Genomic DNA, 25,406 nt, shown 5'->3' with positions numbered 1-25,406 from the left:
ATATGCAAAGCAATAATTTAATAATGGTTTATTATAAACCATTATTAATAAATCAATATACCAATTTATTTATCAGGTTTATTATGCAAAAAAGAATACTACCTTTTTTATTAACTACTTGTTTATCAATAATTTCAATAGATGCTATGGCAATAAACTGTAGTGATAATCCTACTCAGAATATAGTTGCGGCAAATAACTATATCTTTCAAATCTTTGATTATATTGATTCACCAGTAAAAGATATCAAACAAGAGATTCGAACTTCAATTACCAAATTGGGAACTGATGCTAATGGTTCTACAGCTAAACACAAACTAGAATATGCTTCTAATGGACTTATCACACAAAGCCATTATGATCTTTATTCGGATAAAAATACCCGAGTTTATTCGGAATACCTACAGAAAAATAAATCTGGTTGGGAAAATATCATTGAAGATGTAGAAGATAAAACCAATAGCATTATCCAATTTAATACCGATGAACAAGGCAAAATTGTCGCATCACAGCAAACTAAAAAAGCTGTCGATTTTGTTTTTTTTGAAACGGATAATTATATGTACGACAGTAATAATTGTCTTATCAATAAAAATGTACAATGGCAACTTAAAGAAACTGATGAGAACGGCAACTACACTGGTAGAGACCAAAAAGGTGCTTCAATTTATACGTTTAGGTATCAAGAACAACAGTTAGCCAAAGTATTGTTCCAATTTAGCAATAATATGAAAAATGAGAGTGATTTTTTGTATCAATATGATAATGATCATCATCGATTAATAACCATTGAAACTTCTTATTATTTATCATCAGGCAAAGAGGCGGCTCATTATGTAACTAAATTTTTAACTTTTAATGAAAAAAACGATTGGCTAACAGCAATTAAAGTTAAAAATAATCAAGGTGGTAAACAGACAACTATTACCCGCGAACTTACTTATTATTAGCCTCTAGATTACACAAAACGTGATTTGGCTGATAACATTTTGTGTAATCTTACCATTGCCCTTATAACTGAAAAGACATCCCTTACATTCGAATAAACAATATATAAATAGCATGTAATGTCCATGCTAATGCTAATCCAAACGTCAGTAATTTTTCACGTTTGGGGTGAATTTTACGCTCGTGTAAAATAGTTAAAATTTGTTGTAATCCACACCAGATAGGTAATGAAATCATCAAAAATAAAAAGACTTTTCCGATTTCTTTATTGGCTATTTTAAGAATATAAGAACGCGTTACCACATCGCCAAAAGGAATGATAAATGTTAAAATTACAAGTACAGCAGGTAAAAAAATTGCAGCCCATGTACTACCTAAAGCAAATAACCCTTTTATAACTTTTCCATCAGTATTTTTAATTTGAATTTGTTGATTTTTCATTAATTCAATACCACTCACTTCAATACAAATAAAAATAAAGAAATCGAAACAGTTAGCATCACCATCCACAGTCCCGCAATCAATAATAATGTGTTAGATTTTTTATTAAATATTGTGCAAGGTAAACCTTTAGGTATTAAATTAAACCAAACCATTGAATGGTAAACACTAATAAATAATGCAATACAATTAAGTACTACTACAAAAGGACTACGCAAAAAAAAGATAAAACGGTAAAACTCATCTTGTCCAACAGCATTAGTGTACATACATATTACGCCATACATTAAAACTAAACTTACCCAAATCATCGAAAAAGGAACTAATTTATGCATAATTGAAATTATAAAAGGACGCTTTACATCGGTTTGAGTCGTATCAAGGCAATTATTGGTATTTTGTTGATTCATAAATCTCTCTAGATTGCATTATGTTTTATTTTAGTAATAGTTTGGAGTTTTTTGCTTGGTTATTATAAGTGTTAATCAGCCCTATGTCGCTAATTTCTGGGCGATAGATAATACATGCTTTTGTTCACGCAATACTTGGTATCAGTGTATCGAAATCAACTATTAAACATTAAATATAGCATACTTGGAAGATCTGTTTTTTTACATCTAGTAAAAAATTAAATGCAGATCTCATTTTTTACAATAAATTCTAGCCAAAAGTATAAAGTTTTGTTTAACTAATATAATTATTTTGTTTAAAATTTGACAAAAAATAATTTAAGCCAAACGTATAAACGGAAAAACTAACTTTCTGCTTATATTAAAATCATAATAAGGAGTATAGTTTGTTCTCTTTATCGCTTTTGAATGAAAAATGGATTCCAGTTATTCATTTTGATGGGCATGTTAGTAAAATTAAACCTAGCCAAATTGTTGATGAAACTATTTTTGATTTCGCCTATTTTAGACCTGATTTTCAAGGTGCTGCTTACCAATTTCTTATCGGGTTGTTGCAAACAACCTTCTCTCCAGAAGACGATGATGAGTGGTTTGACTGTTGGCATGATGGCATTTTGCAATCTGATTTAGATGAAGCATTTGCCCAAGCTAAACCTGCCATGCAATTTGGGGCAACTAAACCAGCTTTTATGCAAGATTTCTCTAAATTAGATGGTACTAAAGTTTCCATATCTGGGTTATTAGTGGAAGCGCCTGGTGAAAATGCGTTAAAGAAGAATACAGATCATTTTATTAAACGTGATTTTGTCAATGCAATTTGTCCTCATTGTGCAGCAATAGCACTATTTACCTTACAAACTAATGCGCCATCAGGCGGTCAAGGACATCGAGTAAGTTTACGTGGTGGTGGACCAATAACGACTTTACTTATGCCTGAGCTGAATAAACCAACACCATTATGGAAAAAATTATGGCTAAATGTAATACCATTGGATGAAGATGATAAACCACGTCAGTTTGATCAGTCTATCTTTCCTTGGCTCAATACAACTAAAACCAGTGAACCACCAAAGAATTTTAGTTTATTTCCTGAGCAAGCCAATTATTGTCAAGCTTTTTGGGGGATGCCTCGAAGAATAGAACTTGATTTTGAACAGACTAAACAAGGTGAATGTGATCTGTGTGGAGAAGCCTCGTCACAATTAATTACGCAATACCAAACTAAAAATTACGGTATTCAATATCAACATTGGCGACACCCTTTAACACCATACCGAATCGATAGTAAAATTGGTGTGCCATTAGCTATTAAAGGTCAACCAGGTGGTTTAGTTTATCGCGATTGGTTAGGTATGATAACAAAACATGATAATATTGAAGCAGCAAAAGTTGTCATCATCAATGAAGCTCGTAGGTTAAAAAATGACGAAAAATATCGCTTATGGTGCTTTGGTTTTGATTTTGACAATATGAAGGCTCGTTGCTGGTATGAACATAACTTCCCTGTATATCCCGCTTTAACCGATCCTAATAGCGACGTAGGAAAATTCATATCACTCGCATTAAAATTAAGTAAAAATACCATACAAATACTACGTAAAGCCATGGCAACAATCAATAAACAATCAAGTGCACTAGATACCGCTTATTGGAAAGAAACTGAATTGGCATTTTACCAGTTTGTAAAACAACTTATTGAGCAAAAAGATAATCCAGATGGCCGATTCCATTTATTATCAAATTGGGCAAATACTTTACTAGAATATATTACACAAATCTATGATAAAGCCGCTTTTGCTAACCCAGATGATAAGATGGTTGTATCCCATGTTAATCTTAATGATAAGATGATTGTATCTAAAAAAATCAATGCTAGAGAAAAACTGCTCAGAGACTTTAATAAACTTAAATATATAAAAAGTATAAAAAATACCGAATACCTTGTTTGTGGATAAGAGGGAATAATATGTCAGGCAATGTTATGAAAAAAACGGTTATTTTAAATGAAAGCCATAGAAAATGTGTAAATGAATGGTTTTCAATGTTGCAACAAAGGTCATATAGTTTTAATGGTAACACTTATAGCGGGAGAAAATTACGCGCTGAACTACGTCGAGCTACATTACCTTTTGGGGTCATGTTACAAGAAGGGTATTATTGTTTAGCCAATGCACTATTTAATGATATTCACAGATTAACTCAATCCCCTTTTTATCAACAAGCATTGGCAATATTTGTTTCGGTTGCTGTTTTTGCTAATGCTAATAATGAACAAACCTCCTTTGCTGCACAATTAAGTGAAAAAGCAAAAGGTGGAGAACATAAAATTATATCTCCATTACGTTTTGAACAATTACAAAGTAGTAAAACACCAGAAGAGTTTTGCCATCGACTGATTCGTGCGGTCAAATTACGTGGTGAAAATGGTGTAAACCTCTTTTCACTTGCTGATGGAATCTTTTTGTGGGTACAAGAGGGGTATAATCGACTACAAAATTTATCTCTAGATATCAATCCATTTGAACGCCAATCTGTTCGTTGGGCAATGGATTACTATTCGACTAAATAAACCTCTAAGGAATAACAACAATGACAACATTTATTCAATTGCACTTGTTAACTGCTTATCCTCCTTCTAATTTAAATCGTGATGATCTTGGTCGACCAAAAACAGCGAAAATGGGTAATAGTGATCGTTTACGTATCTCTTCACAAAGTTTAAAAAGGGCATGGCGAAACTCTGATTGTTTTTATCAATCCTTAAGTAACAATATAGGAACACGCACTCGTCAATTTGCAAGACTATGGATTTATGAACCAATGGTTCAGCAAGGCGTTTCTGATAAAATTGCTAAAGCGAGTGCAATTAAAATTGCAGCACAATTTGGTAAAGTAAAAAATGAAAAATTCCCTAAAGATCCTCTGGATAATTTGGATATTGAGCAGTTGGTGCACATTAGTAGCAATGAAAAGCAGGCCATTTTGCAGTTAGTGGAAATATTAATTAATGAAAAACGTGAACCAACAGATGCTGAAGTTAAATTACTCCGTAAAGAAAATAGCAGCATTGATATTGCTTTATTTGGACGAATGTTAGCCGATAGCCCAGCATATAATATTGAAGCCGCTTGCCAAGTATCTCATGCTTTGGGAGTTAGCACCGTTACAATTGAGGATGACTTTTTTACAGCGGTGGATGATTTAAATAATAAGGAAAAAGATGCAGGCTCAGCGCATTTAGGTGAACGAGGTTTTGCCTCTGCACTGTTTTATACCTACATTTGCATTAGCCGTGATTTATTACTTGAAAACCTAAATGGCGATGAAGTATTGGTTGAAAAAACATTGAAGGCTTTGACCGAAGCGTCAGCAAAAGTTGCACCAACTGGCATGCAAAATAGCTTTGCATCACGAGCTTATACCTCCTATTTATTAATTGAAAAAGGCGCTCAGCAACCTCGTTCTCTAGCCGTTGCTTATTTTAATCCAATCCGTAGCGAAAATATGTTGAATGATGCTATTGAACGTTTAGAACAACAACTCGATAAATTTGATAAAGTCTATGGTCAATGTGCCGACACTCGTTATGTGCTCAATACCGAAAAGGGAGAAGGAGACTTAACAGCTGCATTAGATTTTGTTGCGCAAAAATAAGGAGTAATCAAGATGATAAAACATCTTATTTTTCAAATTTATGCGCCACTAACATCATGGGGTGAACCCGCAGTTGGCGAGGTTCGCCACAGCAATGCTATTCCTTCTCGCTCAGCGTTACTAGGATTAGTGGCTGCAGCGCTTGGAATTCGGCGCAAAGACAAAAAACTTAATATTTTTAATCAGCATTATCAATTTGCTATACGTATATTTAGAGCAAAGAGCAGTTGGTTTAGTGATTACCAAACTGTTCAAGTCCCCAAAACTAATAAAAAAGCATCATTATATACTCGTTTTGATGAAATTTGTCGCAGTCCCAATGAGTTAGAAACTTTACTTTCACAGCGTGAGTATTATAACGATATTTATTATCAAATTGTGATGACAGAGACCGCAGGTGCACCGTATTGTGTTGAACAAATACGGCAGGCATTATTAACACCTGTTTTCCCATTATATATAGGTAGAAAAAACTCACCATTGGCATTACCTTTATCACCTGTTGTTTATAAAGGGAAACTTTGTGATGCTTTTATTTTTGCTGATAACCATTATCAACAATATCATCAACATGATCCTGTCATTAATAATTTATTAAATAGCGTTGCTGATGAATATTATTGGGAACATAAAGATCAATATGCCGATTTTGAAGTGATTAAAATTCAGTGTCGACAAGATCAACCAATAAACCGTAATCATTGGCATTTTAAACCTCGCCTACAATATTCAGGATATTTAAGAAGGAGCGAATAGATGTATTTTTCTCGAGTTACCTTGAAACTGGATGTGCTCCCTTATGTAATGCAACAAAAGATGCTGTATGCTGGTCAATATGCGATTCATCAATGGCTGTGGCAACTTTTTCCGAATCAAGAAAAACGAACTTTTTTGTTTCGTGAAGAACAAACAAAAAAAAGCAGGCAATATTATTTATTATCTCAAGTAGAGCCAGTGACCACTCATCCATTATTTTTTGTAGAAACAAAACCCTACTCACCGCAACTAACTAGTGGTATAAAATTAATTTTTTCACTGCGTGCAAACCCTGTTATTTTTAAAAATGGTAAACGATCTGACGTGATGACAAATGCGAGACTATTAGCTAAGCAACAAGGGTTATCATCGGTAAAAATGAACGTTTTACAAAATAAAGCTGCACTAAATTGGTTGATTAAACAAGGCGAGAAAAAAGGGTTTTCACTGATAAAAAATGCTGAACAGCAACTAAGCTGTAATATTTTAGGGTTTTATCAACATCAATTTAATAAGCGAAAAAATTTGAATCCAATTACTTATACTAGTGTTGATTTTAAAGGGATTTTAACAGTTACTGATCCTCACCTATTTTTAGATACACTTCATCAAGGAATTGGTAAAAGTAAAGGATTTGGTTGTGGATTATTTTTGATCAAACGTTATCAATAGGGGAAACTAAAATGGCGTATATTCCAATTAAACCTATTCCCTTAAAAATAGAATATTAATGATATTTTACAATATGGACAAATTAATGTTTTAGATGGTGTATTGTATTTTTTGATAAAAACGGTGTGAGAACTCATATACTCGTCAACTCTATTGCCTGTATGATGCAAGAACTGGGAACAAGAGTGTCTCATGCTGCTGTACAATTGGCAGCAATAGTTGGCACATTATTTGTTTGGGTGGGGGACGCAGGCGTTCGGTAGATCAACTCCGAAGTATAAAAGGTTCTCGATTACGTGAAATCTACACATTACTAGCTAAACGTTATCATGTTAAATGGTATGGGAGAAATTACGATCCCAAAGCTTTTGAAATAGCAGCTAATAAATCCCAGATCCTGATTGTGAAGTACGTATTGCATGCCTTATAGAACCACTATTACCACCTGATGACATTTTGCCTCCAGCAATCCCAGAGTTTAAATCACTTGCCGATCCTCTAATGAGTATGTGTTGTTGCTGAGAATATACCACCTAGACTAAGGGGCGTTTAGCTATTTGGTTATTAGAAATTAGCGCGGGAGTTTACATCGAAGATATATCAAGACCGATTAGAGAAATGATATGGCAGCAACTAATTGAATTAATTAAATACGTTAATATTATTCTTGCTTGAGCGACTAATACCGAATCAGAATTTGACTTCCAAACCTATGGCGAAACAGAAGAGTTCTGGTAGATCTAGATAGATTAAGATTGGCCTTTTTTATCTTTTAAAAATCAATAAATTAATTTTCTTTAAAAAAATAAAAAATCTGGTAGAATTTGACAAAAATATAAATGTAAATAAAACAATTATCTACATTTAGTATTCCCTGTGCCCACAGGGATAAACCGCCTACAAAGCTAATTTATTTAAATTTAAACAAGTATTCCCTGTACCCACAGGGATAAACCGAAAAATTGCACTTGGAACAAAAGGAAAAAGATGTATTCCCTGTACTCACAGGGATAAACCGTTATCTTTCACTTTATCATAATCTATGTGTTGGTATTCCCTGTACTCACAGGGATAAACCGAATAAGAAATATAACTCTTATCTCAGAACGATATGTTCTCAGTCCCCACAGGGGTAAACTGCTTGATGATATGAAGTTGATATTAGCAGATAGCTTTGTTCTTTTAGGAATATGCCGGATTATTTACATTTCATGGTTAAATAATCTTCTGAAAACTCATAAGGCATTTTTTCCTATGTCTTTTAACCGTATTATAAAAGTGAATAAATCTTTAAGCTTTTGTTTCTATCTTTTGAATCGCTAAATATTTACTGATTATATTTCACCTCTCCTTTAACGTATGTATCATGCTTTTCAACTTTTCTATTTGTTTTTTTGTAGATTGGTTTAGTGAATTTTTGATTTATACGATGGTCCTTACAGGTTATTAACAAATAAAATACCGCAAAGTTTAAATTAATCATTAAACAGTATAGACTATTGAATGTTTTTTTACAAAAAAATAACGTAAAAAATAAATAGTTGAGAAAATCTCCTACAAGTGAACACACAATTCACGTAAAATTACTCTGCCTCTTTTGTAATAAAAAACATGTTATTTAATGTTTCATGAGGTTCTTTTGGGTATATTATAAAAAGTATTAATAATGCAGGTTAAAATAATCTGCAAAAATAGCGTACAATAGCGTGATATTAAAGAGGCTTATCATAAATAGATTAGGAATTTAGTATGACAGGCAAATTTATTGTCATCGAAGGGCTTGAAGGGGCCGGTAAAACTACGGCTATTAATACCGTTGCTCGTATTTTGAATCAACACAATATTGGCGATTTGCAATTTACCCGAGAGCCTGGTGGAACGCCGATTGCTGAAGCGTTACGCAATATTATTAAAAATGGTTTGGATAATGATCCTTTGACCGACAAAGCCGAGTTACTGATGCTATATGCTGCACGTATTCAGCTAATTGATAATGTGATTAGGCCAGCAATTAAAGCTGGTAAGTGGGTTATTGGTGATCGTCATGACTTATCAACACAAGCTTATCAAGGTGGTGGGCGTCAGTTAGATAAAGTATTTATGCTAACATTGAAAGAACAAGTATTAGGTGATTTTAAACCTGATCTTACTTTATATCTGGATATTGAGCCTGAAATAGGATTAATGCGAGCAAGATCTCGAGGCAAACTCGATCGCATCGAGCAACAGTCATTGCCGTTTTTTGAACGAATTCGTCAATGTTATTTAGAACTTGCCGAACAAGATAAAACCATCATTACAGTTGATGCTGGAAAATCAATTGACAATGTGAATGGGCAAATTGAAAAAATTTTAACAACATGGTTAACTAAACAGGTTGATATTGAATGATCTTAAATGACTATCCTTGGCTTTCGTTGCCTTATCAGCAATTAGCTTCTGGAATTATACATAAACGGGCTCATCATGCTTTATTAATTAATTATATTCAAGGCAGTGGTGAAGATGAGTTTGTTTCAATGCTTGCAAACCGTTTATTATGTCAATCTTCACAGCAATTGGAACCGTGCTTAAACTGCCATAGTTGCCAGTTATTTTTGTCTCACTATCATCCTGATTATTATGTGATAACCAATGAACAATCTAAACAGTCAATAGGTATTGATCAGATCCGTAAAATATCAAACAAAGTTTATGAAAAATCTCAGCAGGGTGGTAATAAAGTCATTTGGATAAAACGCGCAGCATTAATGACAGAAGCAGCCGCTAATGCATTGCTAAAAACTTTAGAAGAGCCACCAGAAAACACATATTTTATTTTAAGTGATGACCATAACAGCAAATTACTGCCAACAATTCATAGTCGTTGTTTTTCTTATTTTTTACCTGTTCCAAAATTGGAAATCTCTATTGAATGGTTAAAAAAACTACACCGTCAGCAATACAACGATAATGAACTTGCCTCGGCGTTATTATTGAGCGAAAATGCGCCGCTAAAAGCGGTTGCACTACTAATGCCAGAAAAGTGGCAACAACGAAAAAAATTCTGTGATCATCTATTAGATGTTGTACCACAAAATAACTATTGGCAACTGGCTAAAACCTTTGATAGTGAAGATTTTATTGAACGAATTATTTGGTTTTGTGCATTACTAAGTGATGCGCTTAAAGCAAAGCAAAAAGTGGGGCGTTTTATTGTTAATCGTGATCAAGTCCCATTAGTTCGGCTGCTTGCAACTAAAAGTAATGAAAAAATTTCATCGCTCTATGATTTATGGTTACAAGCAAGAACCCAGTTATTGGCTATTACTGGATTGAATAAGGAACTTATTGTTTATAATGTGCTTGCTCAATCCGAAGTAATAGGCTAAAACTTTCAGGAAAGTATACAGTTAAATAAAAAAGATTGCAGTGAGTTATTTATCTATTGAATTTGGTTTACTCTTTATCGCTTTCTTTGCCTTATATTGGGGATGTCGAGTATCGCCCAAAGTACAGAGCATCCTGCTTTTAACAGCAAGTTATCTTCTTGTTGGCAGCTATAGCTGGTAATTTTCGCTTATCCTTTTTATTTATACTTGTGTGATTGATTTGCTTGTAGGTCTTTATGCCTATGCAATACAAATTTATTTAAGTTTTTCAGGGTATACAGATTTAGTTACAGGTATTGCCTTTATTGCTAGGATTTCGCTTATCAATTAACTTTAATCTTCCTTATTTAGTATGAATTTGAGAAATCTTGGACTCGCTGGCATATAAGTTTATCTCGTTGGATCCGCGACTATATTTATATTCCTTTAGGAGGCAACCGCCGAGGGTTTATTCGGATACAAATTAATTTCATGCTGGCAATGTTACTATCTGGACCATGGTATGGTTCTGGCATTAATTTTATTATTTAAGGGGGGGCATGTCACGGTATTGGTATTGTGGCACTTAACATTGGTGATCGTTATTTAGGAAAAGGTTGGATAGCTATACGCTCGCCTTGGGTGGCGCGTTTATTGACATGGCATTATGTTTGTTTTACATGGCTATTTTTTAATAGCGACAGTTTACCTGATGCATTAGATTATATGACAGCATTAGTGCATAACTTCTTTATAGAACCACACTATGCAGAAGCATTTTTGGTTATTAGTTTCATCTACTTTACCTATCCAATAGTTAAAAATTTTACTGAGTGGTTTATTATACAGCTAACTAAAATACCGCATTTATATTTACCTTTGGTATTTATTGTAATTTTGTGGTTAGTTATTTATATTGCGCCATTAGGTATGCCAAATTTTATTTACGCTAATTTTTAATTATGATGATATATAAAAAATCTAAATCTAATTTGAAACGGCAACGTTATAAATCACTGAATAAAAACACGCATAAAAAAAGCTCAAAAGGATAATGACAAAGTAAAAAACACATGTTATTACTAGTAGTCTTTATCAGCAAGCTATATATTGTTGGTATTGTCGATTACCGCCATTACATTAATAGCGATTTATTACAAATCAATACTGACTTATTGTCAGCAGGCGTATTATATAGATTTATTTGACAGTAATACGATTTCTTCTGAAGAAATTTTGACAAAAGAGTTTGAAGAAAATAAAAGTGATAGTAAAAATTTCAAGAAAATGTAACAACCCTGTCCCCAGTTTTGCTTACTCAACCGATTGATGATGTATTACCTGTTAATGAGAAAAAATCCAAGTTAGCAGTAGTCGAGCATAAAAAGGGCAACAAAATAAGAAAATTGAAGAAATTATAGAAACAAAGGAGCATGGAAATTAGCAAAAAATGAATATTAAGTAGTAAAATGGATTCCAATTCAAATACATATTCTCATACTACCAATCGCAATCAACCAGAAACCAAGCCCATATTGTAAAATAATCCTGAAAAAATACAAGACAATATTAAATTACACCACGAGCTGCTACCTATCATATTAACAAGTAATGATAAAGTGTTTTTTGTTGATGATTCACTGATACAAGGTGTTGCACCATATGTTAAAAAATGCTCTTTTAAAACAGTATAAAATAAAAGCCTTGATTTGAGAAAACAGAGCACAGGACTTGCTTATCCAAATGCTTTTAATTGGCCAAAAACAATCAATGATAATTTAATTGCAGATTCTTCAATTAAATTACTTGTCGTTTTCTTGGTGCTAATGATCCTTGGGGTTTTCGTGTAAAAGGTTATATCAAACATGTTGAATTCAAATCTGAATTATGGGAAGAACAATACTGTTTGCGTATTGCATCTATTTTAAATAGTGCTATAGAGTATAATGTCCAAGTACTTTGGCTTGTAGCAGCTTGTATGCGTAAACCAAAATTAAGTAATGGAATGGCTTATCTAAATAATTTATATAGATCTGAACTAGAAAAAATTCAACAATATTTCTTAATAACAAATGAATTATTTGGTTGTACATATGAAAAGTTTAGTAATTTTATAGAAACAGATAAAGCAAAAATTAAAGTAAGAACTGATGATGGGATTCATTTTACAATAGCTGGTCAAAGAATTCTGGCTAAAGCCGCTATGGAACAAATATTTTATAAAGAATTATAGGATACTCATAGTGAATCTTTAAAATATATTGCAACCATAATAGCAATAATGATTACTGTTGGTTGTAATGTAGCTGAAAGTAAAACTACTACCGTATCTGCTATTGTTGATTTTGGTGATCTTAACGTTAAACGTTTTTGCAAAACGTCTAAAATTGTTAGCGGAAAAAAACGAACTAATCAAGTGGTCAATATTACACAATTTGGTGATTTACATTCAGCAGCTGACTTTTTTACTGGTGAGTTTAGAAAGTTAATGCAACGAAAGTATGGTAACGCAAGTATTGGTTGGGTAACGCGCCTGTAGCTATAAAAGGGCAGAACCTTACAGCTGTTACATGGAGAGCTAAAAACTGGGATGTACTAAGTAGTCGAACTTTAAGTAATCTGGATTTTCCTATGAGGGGATTATTGCTAAGCCAAGTCATGATTTTGACACTATCCACATTGCTCCAAAAAGATCTTATAATAAATATTGGCAAGTTAAGTTAACCTTTAAAACACTTCAAACTTGCTAGCGCTTTATGATACAAATGATAAAAAAATTAATTTAAACTATAATTCTGCCTCAAATATTTGGCAAACAGCATCGGTTTTGTCTAAAATACTTTTAGTAATAAAGAGTCAAAAAGATATAGAGCTTGGGGAATTTGGTTAACTGGTTATCAATAATCAGGTGTTATTGTTTCATCTATTGCTACTAATGGTGCTAAACAGGCAATTTGGCAAAAGTGGAAGGAAAATTGGTTTAAAGAACTAACTATATCACAAAGTGATTTAATTATTCTTGAATACGGAACAAATAAAAGTTTTGATGAAACATTAGATGCCAGTTAGTATCGAAGAAACTTAGTTAACAATATTAGACTGATTTGTAAAACATTACCTAATGCTATTATATTAATAATGATACCGCCTGATACCATGGTAAATGGAGCCGATATGCCAAAATTTTTTGAAAAAATAATGAATATTTAAAAGCAAGTAGTCAAGTCGAAAAAAACATTATTTGGGGATTGGCGAGTAGCAATGGGCGGGTAAGTTTGCTATTAAGCAGTGGCGGCAAAGAGGACTTGCTCGTCCAGATTTAGTGCATCAAACTTTACAAGGGTATAAAGAAATTGCTCGTATTTTTTATGCTGATTTAAATAAATTTGTTAGAAAAAATAGCTAAAATTTTGATTAAAAGGAATAAGTAAATTATGGTATCACCAATTATTGTTGCAGTTGATTTTGCCGATGTTAAATCAGCATGGAATTTTATTGATCGAGTTGATCCCAAAGATTGTCGCCTTAAAATAGGTAAAGAGCTTTTTACGCATGCTGGACCTGATTTTATCAAGCAGATTATGCAAAAAGGTTTTGATGTTTTTTTAGATCTTAAATTTCATGATATTCCAAATACTGTCGCAAAAGCAATTGCCGCCACTGCCGATCTTGGTGTTTGGATGACTAATGTTCATGCTAGTGGTGGTTCGCGTATGATGACAGCTGCTAAGGATGCACTTTATTCATATGGTAAAGATGCGCCAATTTTGATTGCGGTAACAGTATTAACTAGTATGGAGTCAACTGATCTCCAAGAAATTGGTATCAACGTATCACCTTTAGAGCAAGCGACTAGATTAGCAATACTTGCTAAAAACTGTGGGCTTGATGGTGTAGTCTGTTCGGCTAAAGAAGTACAAAGTTTCAAAACACGTTTGGGCAGCGATTTTAAATTGGTGACACCAGGTATTAGACCAGCAGATACTAATCCAGATGACCAACGTCGTATTATGACGCCTCAGCGAGCTCTAGCGGCGGGTTCTGATTATTTAGTTATTGGACGCCCAATTACCCAAGCAGAAGATCCCGCTAAAGCTTTACAAACAATTTTAACAACACTTAATCCAAGCAAGAGTTAATAATATTATTATGTCTGATAATCCACTTGTTTATTCGACTGATAAAGGTCGAATTAAACCAACTCAAACACTTATCTCACGGCCTAAGGGGGATGGTATTATTCGAATTCAACGACAAACGTCAGGTCGTAAAGGTAAAGGTGTTTGTGTTATTACTGGATTTGATATCGATCATACTCAATTATTACAGTTAGCAGCAGAATTGAAGAAACGTTGTGGTTGTGGGGGAGCAGTTAAAGATGGCATCATTGAAATACAAGGTGATAAAAGGGATTTATTAAAGTCGTTGCTAGAAGATAAAGGATTTAAAGTAAAATTAGCTGGGGGCTGATTTAATCTATAAAAATAGCGTCCACAATAAAAATGGACGCTATATAATAAGATTTAACTAGAGCGATAACTACGCATCTTTTTACTGATTTCTCTACGTTCTTTTGAAATTTCAGCATTTTTAATAATATAATCATCAACACGATCATCGTAATCGCTTTTCATATTAGCAATAATCGCTTGAAGCTCTTCATAAGTCATATCTGGTTTAATATACTCGCTTAAGTTTTCAAGCAACAGTACTCTTTTTTGGTTGTCACGAATTTTCTTTTCGTTATCTGATATTTCACGTTTTAACTTATTTAAACGGCGTGATAAGCGAATGTATTCTAATACATCTTGAAACGATGGTGCGGTTGATTTTTCCTTGTCCATCTAAAACCCCTTATTTCAAAAAATGGAAAATAAACTTATACCAATTATATACCAATAATTTTTTAAGATCATATTAATATATTTTTAAACAAAATGATATTTCTGTATATTAGCTATCTGCTGAGTGTTAGCTATTTTAAATTTGATTTTAAGCAGATTTTATTTATAAATATTTATTAAAATATTGTTATATTATATATATTTATTTGTGCAATAACATAAAAATAAAAACAGCTATTAAGAATTAGTGCAAAGTATTGTACAATGGTCGCCAAATTTGTAAAAAGTGCCAGAATGAGAGAATCATAATGAGCTGGATTGAAAAAATTCTTAGTAAAAATAATATATCGTCAGATCATAAAAAGGCGAATATTCCTGGTGGCGTTTGGACAAAATGTACTAACTGTGATGAAGTCATTTATCAAGCTGAACTAGATCTTAATTTAGAAGTTTGTCCAAAATGTGATCACCATATGCATATCCCTGCCCGTGTACGTTTATACCGTTTTTTAGATGAGGGTTCGGATGTCGAAATTGGTGCAGATCTTATGCCTAAAGATATCTTAAAATTTAAAGATACGAAAAAATATAAAGATCGTTTAACAGCAGCTCAAAAAGAAACTCACGAAAAAGAAGCAATGGTTGTTATGAAGGGTACATTACTAGGTGTACCTGTGGTTGTTGCTTGTTTTGAATTTGCCTTCATTGGCGGTTCAATGTCTTCTGTTGTTGGTGCATTATTCACTCGCGCCGCAGAGCAAGCCATTGAGGATAAATGTCCTTTAATTTGCTTTTCAACAAGTGGTGGCGCACGAATGCAAGAAGCGCTATTTTCATTAATGCAAATGGCAAAAACCAGTGCTATTCTTGCTAAAATGCAAGATGAAGGTTTACCCTATATTTCAGTAATGACCGACCCAACCATGGGAGGTGTATCGGCAAGCCTAGCAATGTTGGGAGATATTAATATTGCTGAACCTAAAGCATTAATTGGTTTTGCAGGTCCTCGAGTGATTCAACAAACTGTTCGCGAAACATTGCCAGAAGGGTTTCAACGTAGTGAATTTTTACTTGAAAAAGGTGCAATTGATATGATCATTCATCGCAAAGATATGCGTTCTAAAATTGCCAGTTTAGTAACAAAATTAATGAAACTACCTGATCCGTTTAATGAAGCAACCCTTAACGAGACAGTTTAATTGAGTATGCTAAACAATCAACCGAATGCCATGTCAGATCTAAAGACATGGCTTTGTTATTTAGAGCAACTACATCCTATAACCATCGACTTAGGTTTAGAACGAGTAAAAACTGTAGCCCAGCGTCTTAATTTATTACAACCAGCGCCTTATGTTTTTACCGTTGCTGGTACCAATGGCAAAGGAACTACTTGTCGAACGCTTGAAATGATATTGCTTGAAGCGAATTTAAAAGTTGGTGTTTATAGTTCTCCTCATTTATTACGTTTTACGGAACGGGTACGTATTGATAATCAAGAATCAAGCGAGAAAGAAACTGTAAAAGCTTTTGTCGAAATTGAACAAGCCAGAGGTGAGATATCGCTTACTTATTTTGAATATGCAACACTTGCTGCACTTTATCAATTCAAACAAGCAAAATTAGATGTTGTTATATTAGAAGTAGGTCTTGGTGGAAGGCTTGATGCAACCAACATTGTTGATGCTGACGTAGCAATCATTACAACTATTGGTATTGATCATGTTGATTATTTAGGTGATACCCGTGAAAATATCGGGCGTGAAAAAGCAGGCATTTTTAAACCTAAAAGTATAGCTATTGTTGGTGAGCCAGATGTGCCAGAATCTATCTTGACTGTGGCAAAAGCTGTGAATTGCTCTGTCTATAGGGTGAATAGTGATTGGTATTATCAACAACTTAACAAAGATTCATGGGGTTTTGAGTCAAAATTTAAAAAGTATGAAAATTTACCTATTGCCAATGTTCCTTTAGCTAATGCAGCAACTGCAATTGCAGCTATAAGTTATTCACTACTTAAAATAACACAAGATGAAATAACTAAAGGACTGGCAAAATCCAATTTAATTGGGCGTTTTCAAATTATTCAAACATCACCACTGGTTATCCTTGATGTAGCACATAATCCACATGCTGCAGTTTATTTAACACAACAATTAGAAAAACTAAAAGAAGAATATTTGCATGTGGGTAAAGTTATATTTGTTGTTGGCATGCTTAAGGATAAAGATATTAAAAGTACCTTATCCAACTTAAAAGGTGATAAATGGTATTGTGCTTCACTTTATGGTGAACGAGGTTGTAGCGCTGAAGTGTTAAAACAACACTTACTAAATGAAGGTGAGCTCAATATATCAACATTTGATACGGTATCTAAGGCCTATCAAAAGGCAATGCGGGATGCTAAAGAGGATGATATTATCGTGGTATGTGGTTCATTTCATACCGTATCGGATGTTTTAGCTGAAACTGAGCTTTAAGTGAAATTAATCATGACGAACAATCAACAAATTAATTATAAAAATCAAAATAAAGTAAGAAATCGCCTTGTAGGTTTTGCTGCATTGTTACTTATTATTGCAGTATTTGCACCATGGATTTTAACGGATAAATCTAATTTACGAACTTCAACAACGCCAATTTTGCAACCAGAAGTGGTTACGCAACAAAATCAGAACGTAGCATCATCTAATGATATTAATGAAAATTTTACCAATAATCTATCAGAGACTCCTTATCTACCTGATTCAGATCAAGATTTAAGCTCGTTAGTTGCAACTGATATTGTTGATGATCCCGATGATTTGACAACAATAATTACACCTTCAATGTTACAGCAAGAATCTAAACCTTATCTTATCCAGCTTACCGCTTTAAAAAATAAACAAAAAATAGAAGAGTTAGTTGCATTGTTAAGGTTAAATAATTATAGCGTTAGAACGATACCTCAAAGACCTGAACCTAATCAATTAATTAAATTACAGGTTGGGCCTTATGCTAAAAAAGAACAAGCAGAACAAGTCATTATAAACCTGAATAATCTAACAAAATTGAAAGGTATTATTGTTGCTAATTAATCGTTGTTTTGCTTGTTTTATGTTGTAACCAATAATTAATATTAAATATTGTTAATATAGAATTGAGAGTTATTATGATGAACTGGGTTGATTTTACAATTATCGGTATAATTGCTTTTTCTGCATTAATTAGTATTGTACGGGGTTTTGTACGAGAAGCATTATCATTAATTAGCTGGATATTAGCTTTTTTTATTTCTAGCCGATTTTATACCTACGTTACCGATTATTTAACTTATTTTGATAGCGATGTTATACGTATTGCTGTAGCAATTGTTATCCTATTTATTGCTACCTTATTAGTTTGTTCGATTGTGTCTTATGTTATTGGACAATTAGTACAAAAAACAGGGTTATCTGGTACTGATCGTGTATTAGGTATCTGCTTTGGCACGTTACGAGGAATTTTAGTAGTTGCTGCTGTGCTCTTTTTTATTGATACTTTAACGCCGCTATCCCAATCCCATTACTGGACTCAATCGCAGCTAATTCCTCATTTTCATTTTATTATTCGTTGGTTTTTTGATTTTATACAACAGTCTTCTTCGTTTTTAGTATAATAAATTTGAGGTAACCATGTATGTGTGGTGTTATTGGAATTGTAGGATGTAGTACTGTTAATCAATCTATTTATGATGCATTGACTGTTTTGCAACATCGAGGGCAGGATGCAGCAGGTATTGTAACTATAGATAATCAAAATCGATTTCGTTTACGCAAAGCAAATGGATTGGTTAAAGATGTGTTTCAAGAACATCATATGCAGCGATTGCAAGGTAATTTGGGCATAGGACATATCCGTTATCCCACCGCAGGTAGTTCTAGCCCGTCCGAAGCACAACCTTTTTATGTCAATTCACCTTATGGTATTGCTCTTGCTCATAATGGAAATTTAACTAATACTGATGAGTTGCGTAAGAAAGTATTTGAACTTGCAAGACGTCATATTAATACAAATTCCGATTCAGAAGTGTTACTCAATATTTTTGCCAATGAACTTGACAAGTTTCACACCTATCCATTAACTGCCGATAATATTTTTATAGCAATACATAATGTTCATAACATAATTAAAGGGGCATATGCTTGTGTTGCAATGATTATAGGTCATGGTCTTGTTGCCTTTCGTGATCCTTATGGAATTCGCCCATTAGTTATTGGTAAACGAGAGCTTGAGGATCAAAAAATTGAATATATGGTCGCATCTGAAAGTGTGGCTTTAGATATTCTTGATTTTGAGTTTATGCGAGATGTTAAACCCGGCGAAGCGATCTATATTACTCAGGATGGACAATTATATTCTAAGCAATGTTCGAATAACCCTAAATATTATCCGTGTATTTTTGAATATGTTTATTTTGCAAGACCTGATTCTTTAATGAATGGTGTATCAGTTTATCAATCACGTATTCAAATGGGGAAAAAGTTGGGAGCAAAAATAGCAAGAGAGTGGAAGGACGTTAATATTGATGTTGTCATCCCAATTCCTGAAACTTCTTGTGATGCTGCCCTTGAAATTGCACGTATTTTAAATAAACCTTACCGACAAGGATTTGTTAAAAATCGCTATATTGGACGTACCTTTATTATGCCAGGGCAGAGCGCACGAAAAATATCAGTAAGACGAAAACTTAATGCTAACCGTATTGAATTTGAAGGTAAAAATGTACTATTAGTTGATGATTCTATTGTACGAGGCACAACCTCAAAAGAAATTCTTGAAATGGTACGTTCAGTTGGAGCTAAAAAGGTTTACTTGGCTTCTGCTGCACCAGAAATTAGACATCCAAATGTTTATGGTATCGATATGGCTGTTGCTAGTGAACTTATTGCTTATAACCGAACAGTTGATGAAATAGCAAAAGATATCGGCGCAGATAAGCTTATATTCCAGGATTTATCTGATTTAATTAATTCAATTACAGAGCAAAACTCAAACATTCATCATTTAGAGTGTTCTGTTTTTGATGGAAAATATGTTACCGAAGGAATTGATGATAGCTATTTATCATTATTAGAACAAAAAAGAAGGGAAACTAAAAAAACTCTAGTTTCTAAATCTAAAGAGTCAGAAAACTTAGAGATTTATAATGAAGAACAATAAACGATCATAATTAGCATAAATAATAAAACAACAGTAGGTTGTTTATAATTCATGAAATGTAGGTATTACTCGTTTTTTACATTGACTTGAACACTACTCTAATGAATAATATACTTAAAAATAAAACTAACACCTATTAAAACAAGAAATATGGCGTTTATATCATAAAGAAAAGGTAACTTACCGATTTAGCAAAACTCTTTATGGTCAATCGTTGTACTATTTATAACGTGCTAAAAAAGCCAGATTAAAGCTATCCGTTCCGTTAACTACTAAAAAAGAACGTTAAAACTATCAGTTATAGTAATAAACGTCTGGTTAAATTTGAAAAATTCATTTTAAGATAAATAAAGACAGCAAGCTAAACACGATCGGGGAGAAAAGCTTTATGTTGACCTCAAACGTTTTTCTTTTACTTAAAAATTAATTACACAACAAACTAGAATATATTAATCCTCAGTACCGATAATTTTTGTACGAGCTTTATGTGGGCATTTACATAGATAAATTTTAATTTAGTTTGTCGTAGTTTAGACTAACTATACATTAGGTTAATATCTTTATACCATTTTATAAATCAACAAGTTATGAAACTCAAAAGCCCATAAACAAAAGAGAAAACCGAAAAAAGTGATGCGTATTTTAATAGAAGTGTAGCATAGTAAACAAATAGTTAATGATTCAAAAGTTAGACAACAAAAGCCTAAGCGATTTATTCACTTTTATCGTACGGTGTGAAACACATAAAGCAATTTTGGAAGGAAAATGTCTTATGAGTTTTTAGAGAATTATTTTAACCATGATGTTTAAACAACATATCTCTTTCAGTAAATAACTATGTTTCATCAGAAAATAATTATAATTATTACGAAATTTTCATAATTAACTAAAATAAAAGCTATTGAATAATAAATATAAATATTAAATTTACAAAAAAATATCAAAAAAAAGCAATAAATTATTTTGATAAATGACTTTTTTGTAATAAAATTGTCATAACTTCTTAAGATTAAGAGGTTTTGTAAAGAAATTTAAAGCACGAAAAATAAATAGTGTTCTAAAAAATATACTAGTTAAAAAAACAATAAACACTCACGTTGATCTTTAAAAAAGAACAATTTATATTAACTATGTATTTTACGTGATATATTTTTGAAAGTGGAATATAAGGAATGTTAAGATGAGAAAGAATCTTAATTTAACAATTATCTCTGCATTTGTAATAGCTACATTAGGATGGCAATCTGTTTTTGCTGCTGAAGTGGAGGTATCACAAAGTTCTATAGATAGTGATAAAATAATTAAATTAAAAGATGGCACTAAAGCTCGCGAGATGATTAACAATCAACAACGTAGTCTTTATCAAATCGCTCTTTTAAGTAGTATTTCGATTTCAGAATTAAGGGCGATGAATTCGGGACGATTTGATAAGAAAGATGTTATTGAGGTTGGTGAGCGTATAGTTCTTCCCGAAAACTCCCCTTTGTTGCCTGCAATTAAATTAAAAGATGATAAAAAAGATAAGTATGGCAATTTACCTAAATTGGGATCAGATGATAATTATGATGTGAAAAAGGATAAGGAAGCATTATCAACTCAAGTTGCTTCAACGTTACAAACTTTAGCTAGTCAAGATTGGAAACAAATAACATCGCCAGAAAATGGTGGTTTAACAGGACATTTAAAAAATAAAGGTAAAGATTACGCAGAAAGTTATGTACGTAATGGTGTTAAAAACCAAGTTGTTGATCCAGTTCGCAATGCTGTACAGGATTTTTTAGGACGCTTTGGTACTGCTCAATTGCAATTTGACTTGAGTGATAAAGGGACATTTAATAATGTCAATCTGCAATTATTTAGTCCATGGTATGACACTGAAAATACATTAATATTTAGTCAAATTTCATTTCAAGAATATGAACACAATCGTCGAATAGGTAATTTAGGTATTGGTCAGCGCTGGGATGTTGCTGATAAAAAATGGTTAATTGGTTATAATGTGTTTCTTGATCATGATTTCCAGCGGGCACACAATCGTTTAGGTATTGGTACCGAAGCATGGACTGATTATATGAAATTTGCCGCTAACTATTACCATCCTTTATCTGATTGGAAAGATTCTAAAGATTTTGATGATTATTTAGAACGTGCAGCAAGGGGGTTTGATCTTCGATTCCAAGGTTATTTACCACAATATCCGCACTTGGGTGGATCGCTTATGTATGAACAATACTATGGTGATAAAGTCGCTTTATTTGGTAAAGACAATCTTCAAAAAGATCCAAGAGCGATTACTGTGGGTCTTGATTATACACCAGTTCCTCTTTTTACCATTAAAGCTGAGCATAAACGAGGTCAAGATAGTAAGAAAGCAACTAATGCTGAATTGACGATGAATTATCGTATAGGTACTCCATTAAAAGAGCAGTTGGATCCTGATATGGTTCAATCTGCGCGTTCTTTAAAGGGTAGCCGTTATGATCTAGTTGACCGCAATAACTATATCGTTCTGGAATATAAAGAAAAGAAAATGTCTGTCGATTTGGGGCTTGAACAAGTTCAATTAATTGAGGGACAAACTTATCCATTAAGCATTAGTGTTCATAATTCTAAAAACATATCAAGTTTAGCATGGTCTGGTGATATGCTTGAAATTGATGCAGGTGATGGTTTCTTATGTGTGACAACTGGGGTATGTACTGCTTCTTCTTGGCTTAATCCATCAGTTGATACAAATAACTGGAAAATTGTTGCACCTAGTTATGTCGACCAGAATGGTCAACGTCGACCCGTTTGGTCAAATGGTAAATATTCTTTATCGGTATCGGTTACAGATAGTCGTGGTAAATCTGCAACATCTAATGCTGTTAGTTTCGAAGTATTACCAGATCCAACAATGAGAAAAATTGGAGTATGGGCAGTAGATAGTTCTGGTAATAAAACGACTTTGGCGACTCAATCCGCAGATGGTTTAAGTAGTTTGACAGTACTAGCAACCCTAGTTAAACCGAAGGTGAATAATGGTTCAATCAACTCATTTCAAGATGTAGATGGTTTCAGAGATGATGAACTAATGAGTCGTATACCGGATACATTTAACGAATTTGCTGGATTATGGACCGCAACTAGTAATGGCCAAAAAATTGCTTTAATCAATGGTACATCGGGTAGTATAAGTCAATGTCCTGGGCATGAACCTTGTGTGATTGTAAAATCATTTGAAAAAATTACAAAAGGTCAAAAAGTTTCATCTCATGCTTCAACCGCAGCTGGTTTAGAAGTGATTGGTGATAGTTATGCATTAGATGTTGCTTCAAATATTCAAGGTATTGTAGATTTTTCTATTAACATTGATCAGTTTGGAGTTTCATTTAACAAGGCTTCTATTGATTTTTCAGGTGGTAAAGCAAGTTATATTGAAGTTTGGACTGCTTCTGGAGTAAAAGTAGCTACAAGTAATAATTCTATACTTCAATTTTCACCAGCAGGTCCAAATGAATGGCGAGTGGGTAATGAATATTATGTTAAAGCATTTACTGCAGGTGGTCAGCCAATTGCTAATTCATTTGTGATTTGGTCATTGGTTGGTTCAAATACTAGTGCTTGTCCTAGTTCAGCAGTGACATCATTACCTAATGATGTCTCTAATAAACCTAACGGACCGTGGTTTAATGTATCTATGGGAATGGATGCTCATTATACAATAAGAAGTAAAAATAAGAACAATTATAGTTATGCAACATCAGGTACTAGTATTCCAGCTGTCCAAGGTGCTCCAGATTATTTGGATTTAACTCCACAATCAGTTTCTGTACCTGCATGCGCTGGGGATCAAGGATTTAAATTACAAGTTACAGTTTTATAGTAGATAAAGTTTTTGATTACCAACTGGTGTTGGTAATCTAAAAGGGACACCAGTTGTTAATGGTGTGTTTATATAAGTATAATATTCTTTTATAAAAAAAAATAGGAAGTTAAACATGAAAAATTTAACAATTAAAAAGGTTGCATTAGGCTTATTTTTAGCTGGTTATGCAGCAAGTAGTGCGTTTGCATTAGATGCAACTACTCAAAGTGTTATTATGGGTAATGCACCAACGTTGAAAGCTAATAGCGCTTCAAATGATCACACTTTGACAGTTGGCATAACTTCAGACGCGGCTGGTAATAGCCCAATCGGTAACCGTGCAGCTAAAGTTGGTGATTATATCTTTATTAAATTTAATCTTTATGATGAAGATGGTGACATTGATAACCAACAAATCAAAGATACATTGACAGTCTTTGTGAAGAAAAATGGCACTTGGAATCAAATCACCACTCTTAGCAATTTAGACGCTTCCAATAATCAACAAACAGGTGACGGTGAGGTACATTTTCAAATAGATAGTAACTTTATTGGAGCACAGCAAATTGGTTTTAGAATCTTAGAAAGAACTGATTTCGGTCTTCCTTATGTTGGTAATTGGTTACAAGTAAATGATATTTGGGCAGCTGGTGTTACACCAAATACTAAGCCAGCAGATCCTAATGACCCAGATGCAAATGCACCTACAGATCCAGACGATGGTACTAATGGTAACACTCATGGACCAGGTAGTATTGAGAATGGTAGTGGTCATGGACCTATAGTATCAGATGGTGTCCGAGTTGGTATTTTCAAAATTGACGCAAATGGTACCGTAGATAAAACTGTAAACTACACTGCAGCGAATGCTCCGGCTCTAAATTACGGCGAAAAATTTGAAGCTATCGTGTGGGATGATGTTGATAATAATGAAAATATTGATCCTGGCGAAACTGATTTAACAAATTCTTATACCTACAAATGGTATCTAGATGGAACTTATGAGAATGTTACTGCAGATCCTGCTGAATTAACTGGTAATAATCTTTCTGGTCAAGACAATAGACAAATTACCTTAGGTGATCAAAGCGGCGGTAAGAATAATAGCATTTATGCAGCAGCATACAAAGCTGGTGCCCAAGGTTATCATCTTAAAGTTGAAGCCAACTAATAATTTTAAATTTAGTTATATACAGCATAAAAAACACTCTTTGGAGTGTTTTTTATTAAGAATGAAATACCACTCACTTAGTTATATGCTTCATATTATTTAAGGTTTGCTATAAAATAATTGCAATCTTTAATT

General features: G+C 33.2%; 23 protein-coding genes and 3 pseudogenes. 23 read left to right on the top strand and 3 right to left on the bottom strand.

Annotation, left to right across the window (positions count from 1 at the left end):
- Nucleotides 1-83 precede the first annotated feature (83 nt).
- A complete protein-coding gene (locus A9G43_RS10040) occupies nt 84-950 on the top strand; it encodes a hypothetical protein (protein WP_141674066.1) in 867 nt (288 codons plus the stop codon).
- An 82-nt stretch (nt 951-1,032) separates the two neighbouring features.
- Here the strand turns inward: A9G43_RS10040 and frdD are convergent, their stop codons facing one another.
- Together frdD and A9G43_RS10030 are read right to left on the bottom strand one after the other, a co-directional pair.
- The gene (frdD, locus tag A9G43_RS10035) at nt 1,033-1,389 is read right to left on the bottom strand and encodes a fumarate reductase subunit FrdD (protein ID WP_065608679.1); all 357 of its coding nucleotides are present in this window, start codon (nt 1,387-1,389) and stop codon (nt 1,033-1,035) included.
- 14 nt (nt 1,390-1,403) lie between these two features.
- Complete coding sequence (locus tag A9G43_RS10030) at nt 1,404-1,799, bottom strand: hypothetical protein (RefSeq protein ID WP_065608678.1); 396 nt, start codon at nt 1,797-1,799, stop codon at nt 1,404-1,406.
- A 386-nt stretch (nt 1,800-2,185) separates the two neighbouring features.
- Here A9G43_RS10030 and casA point away from each other — a divergent pair, with 386 nt between their 5' ends.
- The 15 genes and pseudogenes from casA (at nt 2,186) to yciH (ending at nt 14,701) form a co-directional block, all read left to right on the top strand.
- Nucleotides 2,186-3,754, top strand: coding sequence for a type I-E CRISPR-associated protein Cse1/CasA (gene casA, locus A9G43_RS10025; RefSeq protein WP_065608677.1), 1,569 nt, complete (start codon nt 2,186-2,188; stop codon nt 3,752-3,754).
- Nucleotides 3,755-3,765: 11 nt separating this feature from the next.
- Complete coding sequence (casB, locus tag A9G43_RS10020) at nt 3,766-4,368, top strand: type I-E CRISPR-associated protein Cse2/CasB (RefSeq protein WP_065608676.1); 603 nt, start codon at nt 3,766-3,768, stop codon at nt 4,366-4,368.
- A 20-nt stretch (nt 4,369-4,388) separates the two neighbouring features.
- Nucleotides 4,389-5,453, top strand: a complete 1,065-nt coding sequence (gene cas7e / locus A9G43_RS10015) for a type I-E CRISPR-associated protein Cas7/Cse4/CasC (protein ID WP_065608675.1) — start codon at nt 4,389-4,391, stop codon at nt 5,451-5,453.
- A gap of 12 nt (nt 5,454-5,465) precedes the next feature.
- Nucleotides 5,466-6,209 (top strand): type I-E CRISPR-associated protein Cas5/CasD, encoded by a 744-nt coding sequence (gene cas5e / locus A9G43_RS10010; RefSeq protein WP_065608674.1) that lies wholly within the window; start codon nt 5,466-5,468, stop codon nt 6,207-6,209.
- Complete coding sequence (gene cas6e, locus A9G43_RS10005) at nt 6,210-6,881, top strand: type I-E CRISPR-associated protein Cas6/Cse3/CasE (RefSeq protein ID WP_065608673.1); 672 nt, start codon at nt 6,210-6,212, stop codon at nt 6,879-6,881.
- An 11-nt stretch (nt 6,882-6,892) separates the two neighbouring features.
- Nucleotides 6,893-7,254: pseudogene (locus A9G43_RS11460) on the top strand (type I-E CRISPR-associated endonuclease Cas1e); the annotation flags it as partial.
- A gap of 153 nt (nt 7,255-7,407) precedes the next feature.
- Nucleotides 7,408-7,657, top strand: a pseudogene (gene cas2e / locus A9G43_RS11455) (type I-E CRISPR-associated endoribonuclease Cas2e).
- 973 nt (nt 7,658-8,630) lie between these two features.
- Entirely contained in the window at nt 8,631-9,272 is a 642-nt protein-coding gene (tmk, locus tag A9G43_RS10000) for a dTMP kinase (RefSeq protein WP_065608672.1), read from the top strand.
- Nucleotides 9,269-10,252, top strand: coding sequence for a DNA polymerase III subunit delta' (gene holB / locus A9G43_RS09995; RefSeq protein WP_065608671.1), 984 nt, complete (start codon nt 9,269-9,271; stop codon nt 10,250-10,252). The genes tmk and holB overlap by 4 nt, the downstream gene beginning before the upstream one ends.
- A 384-nt stretch (nt 10,253-10,636) precedes the next feature.
- The gene (locus tag A9G43_RS11450; RefSeq protein WP_141674073.1) at nt 10,637-10,783 is read left to right on the top strand and encodes a hypothetical protein; all 147 of its coding nucleotides are present in this window, start codon (nt 10,637-10,639) and stop codon (nt 10,781-10,783) included.
- Between the two features lie 27 nt (nt 10,784-10,810).
- Nucleotides 10,811-11,191 carry a hypothetical protein gene (locus A9G43_RS09990; protein WP_065608670.1) on the top strand — a complete coding sequence of 127 codons (381 nt, stop codon included), beginning with the start codon at nt 10,811-10,813 and terminating at the stop codon, nt 11,189-11,191.
- Between the two features lie 749 nt (nt 11,192-11,940).
- Nucleotides 11,941-12,464, top strand: a pseudogene (locus A9G43_RS11445) (SGNH/GDSL hydrolase family protein).
- Between the two features lie 48 nt (nt 12,465-12,512).
- Nucleotides 12,513-12,770 carry a hypothetical protein gene (locus A9G43_RS09980; RefSeq protein WP_065608668.1) on the top strand — a complete coding sequence of 86 codons (258 nt, stop codon included), beginning with the start codon at nt 12,513-12,515 and terminating at the stop codon, nt 12,768-12,770.
- Nucleotides 12,771-13,665: 895 nt separating this feature from the next.
- The gene (pyrF, locus tag A9G43_RS09975; protein WP_065608667.1) at nt 13,666-14,370 is read left to right on the top strand and encodes an orotidine-5'-phosphate decarboxylase; all 705 of its coding nucleotides are present in this window, start codon (nt 13,666-13,668) and stop codon (nt 14,368-14,370) included.
- A gap of 10 nt (nt 14,371-14,380) precedes the next feature.
- Complete coding sequence (gene yciH, locus A9G43_RS09970; protein ID WP_065608666.1) at nt 14,381-14,701, top strand: stress response translation initiation inhibitor YciH; 321 nt, start codon at nt 14,381-14,383, stop codon at nt 14,699-14,701.
- 53 nt (nt 14,702-14,754) lie between these two features.
- Here yciH and tmaR read toward each other — a convergent pair whose 3' ends face one another.
- Nucleotides 14,755-15,075: a PTS system regulator TmaR gene (tmaR, locus tag A9G43_RS09965; RefSeq protein WP_065608665.1), complete on the bottom strand. Its 321-nt coding sequence runs from the start codon at nt 15,073-15,075 to the stop codon at nt 14,755-14,757.
- 308 nt (nt 15,076-15,383) lie between these two features.
- On the opposite strand from tmaR, the gene accD reads away from it, so the two are divergent.
- From accD to A9G43_RS09930, 7 genes are all read left to right on the top strand, one after another.
- A complete protein-coding gene (gene accD, locus A9G43_RS09960; protein ID WP_065560793.1) occupies nt 15,384-16,274 on the top strand; it encodes an acetyl-CoA carboxylase, carboxyltransferase subunit beta in 891 nt (296 codons plus the stop codon).
- Nucleotides 16,275-16,280: 6 nt separating this feature from the next.
- Nucleotides 16,281-17,552, top strand: a complete 1,272-nt coding sequence (gene folC / locus A9G43_RS09955; RefSeq protein ID WP_065608759.1) for a bifunctional tetrahydrofolate synthase/dihydrofolate synthase — start codon at nt 16,281-16,283, stop codon at nt 17,550-17,552.
- Nucleotides 17,553-17,564: 12 nt separating this feature from the next.
- Nucleotides 17,565-18,149 (top strand): SPOR domain-containing protein, encoded by a 585-nt coding sequence (locus tag A9G43_RS09950; protein WP_065608664.1) that lies wholly within the window; start codon nt 17,565-17,567, stop codon nt 18,147-18,149.
- 77 nt (nt 18,150-18,226) lie between these two features.
- Nucleotides 18,227-18,709, top strand: coding sequence for a CvpA family protein (locus A9G43_RS09945; protein ID WP_065608758.1), 483 nt, complete (start codon nt 18,227-18,229; stop codon nt 18,707-18,709).
- Between the two features lie 20 nt (nt 18,710-18,729).
- Nucleotides 18,730-20,253, top strand: a complete 1,524-nt coding sequence (gene purF / locus A9G43_RS09940; RefSeq protein ID WP_065608663.1) for an amidophosphoribosyltransferase — start codon at nt 18,730-18,732, stop codon at nt 20,251-20,253.
- 1,180 nt (nt 20,254-21,433) lie between these two features.
- Nucleotides 21,434-24,118, top strand: a complete 2,685-nt coding sequence (locus A9G43_RS09935) for an inverse autotransporter beta domain-containing protein (RefSeq protein WP_065608662.1) — start codon at nt 21,434-21,436, stop codon at nt 24,116-24,118.
- 115 nt (nt 24,119-24,233) lie between these two features.
- Nucleotides 24,234-25,271 (top strand): hypothetical protein, encoded by a 1,038-nt coding sequence (locus A9G43_RS09930; protein ID WP_065608661.1) that lies wholly within the window; start codon nt 24,234-24,236, stop codon nt 25,269-25,271.
- Nucleotides 25,272-25,406 lie beyond the last annotated feature (135 nt).

The sequence above is a fragment of the Gilliamella sp. Occ3-1 genome, assembly GCF_001690655.1.
Classification (GTDB): Bacteria; Pseudomonadota; Gammaproteobacteria; order Enterobacterales; family Orbaceae; genus Gilliamella; species Gilliamella apicola_P.
The sequence above is the reverse complement of the archived record's forward strand: the minus strand, read 5'-3'. Positions and strand labels throughout refer to the sequence as shown.

Coding starts and splice junctions, on each gene's coding strand:
- cas5e (WP_065608674.1), top strand. CDS start 5,466: ATGATAAAACATCTTATTTTTCAAATTTATGCGCCACTAACATCATGG.
- tmk (WP_065608672.1), top strand. CDS start 8,631: ATGACAGGCAAATTTATTGTCATCGAAGGGCTTGAAGGGGCCGGTAAA.
- purF (WP_065608663.1), top strand. CDS start 18,730: ATGTGTGGTGTTATTGGAATTGTAGGATGTAGTACTGTTAATCAATCT.
- cas6e (WP_065608673.1), top strand. CDS start 6,210: ATGTATTTTTCTCGAGTTACCTTGAAACTGGATGTGCTCCCTTATGTA.
- cas7e (WP_065608675.1), top strand. CDS start 4,389: ATGACAACATTTATTCAATTGCACTTGTTAACTGCTTATCCTCCTTCT.
- A9G43_RS10030 (WP_065608678.1), bottom strand. CDS start 1,799: ATGAATCAACAAAATACCAATAATTGCCTTGATACGACTCAAACCGAT.
- tmaR (WP_065608665.1), bottom strand. CDS start 15,075: ATGGACAAGGAAAAATCAACCGCACCATCGTTTCAAGATGTATTAGAA.
- folC (WP_065608759.1), top strand. CDS start 16,281: ATGCTAAACAATCAACCGAATGCCATGTCAGATCTAAAGACATGGCTT.
- A9G43_RS09980 (WP_065608668.1), top strand. CDS start 12,513: ATGATTACTGTTGGTTGTAATGTAGCTGAAAGTAAAACTACTACCGTA.
- A9G43_RS09930 (WP_065608661.1), top strand. CDS start 24,234: ATGAAAAATTTAACAATTAAAAAGGTTGCATTAGGCTTATTTTTAGCT.
- holB (WP_065608671.1), top strand. CDS start 9,269: ATGATCTTAAATGACTATCCTTGGCTTTCGTTGCCTTATCAGCAATTA.
- A9G43_RS09950 (WP_065608664.1), top strand. CDS start 17,565: ATGACGAACAATCAACAAATTAATTATAAAAATCAAAATAAAGTAAGA.
- A9G43_RS09935 (WP_065608662.1), top strand. CDS start 21,434: ATGAGAAAGAATCTTAATTTAACAATTATCTCTGCATTTGTAATAGCT.
- frdD (WP_065608679.1), bottom strand. CDS start 1,389: ATGAAAAATCAACAAATTCAAATTAAAAATACTGATGGAAAAGTTATA.
- accD (WP_065560793.1), top strand. CDS start 15,384: ATGAGCTGGATTGAAAAAATTCTTAGTAAAAATAATATATCGTCAGAT.
- casB (WP_065608676.1), top strand. CDS start 3,766: ATGTCAGGCAATGTTATGAAAAAAACGGTTATTTTAAATGAAAGCCAT.
- pyrF (WP_065608667.1), top strand. CDS start 13,666: ATGGTATCACCAATTATTGTTGCAGTTGATTTTGCCGATGTTAAATCA.
- yciH (WP_065608666.1), top strand. CDS start 14,381: ATGTCTGATAATCCACTTGTTTATTCGACTGATAAAGGTCGAATTAAA.
- A9G43_RS10040 (WP_141674066.1), top strand. CDS start 84: ATGCAAAAAAGAATACTACCTTTTTTATTAACTACTTGTTTATCAATA.
- A9G43_RS09945 (WP_065608758.1), top strand. CDS start 18,227: ATGAACTGGGTTGATTTTACAATTATCGGTATAATTGCTTTTTCTGCA.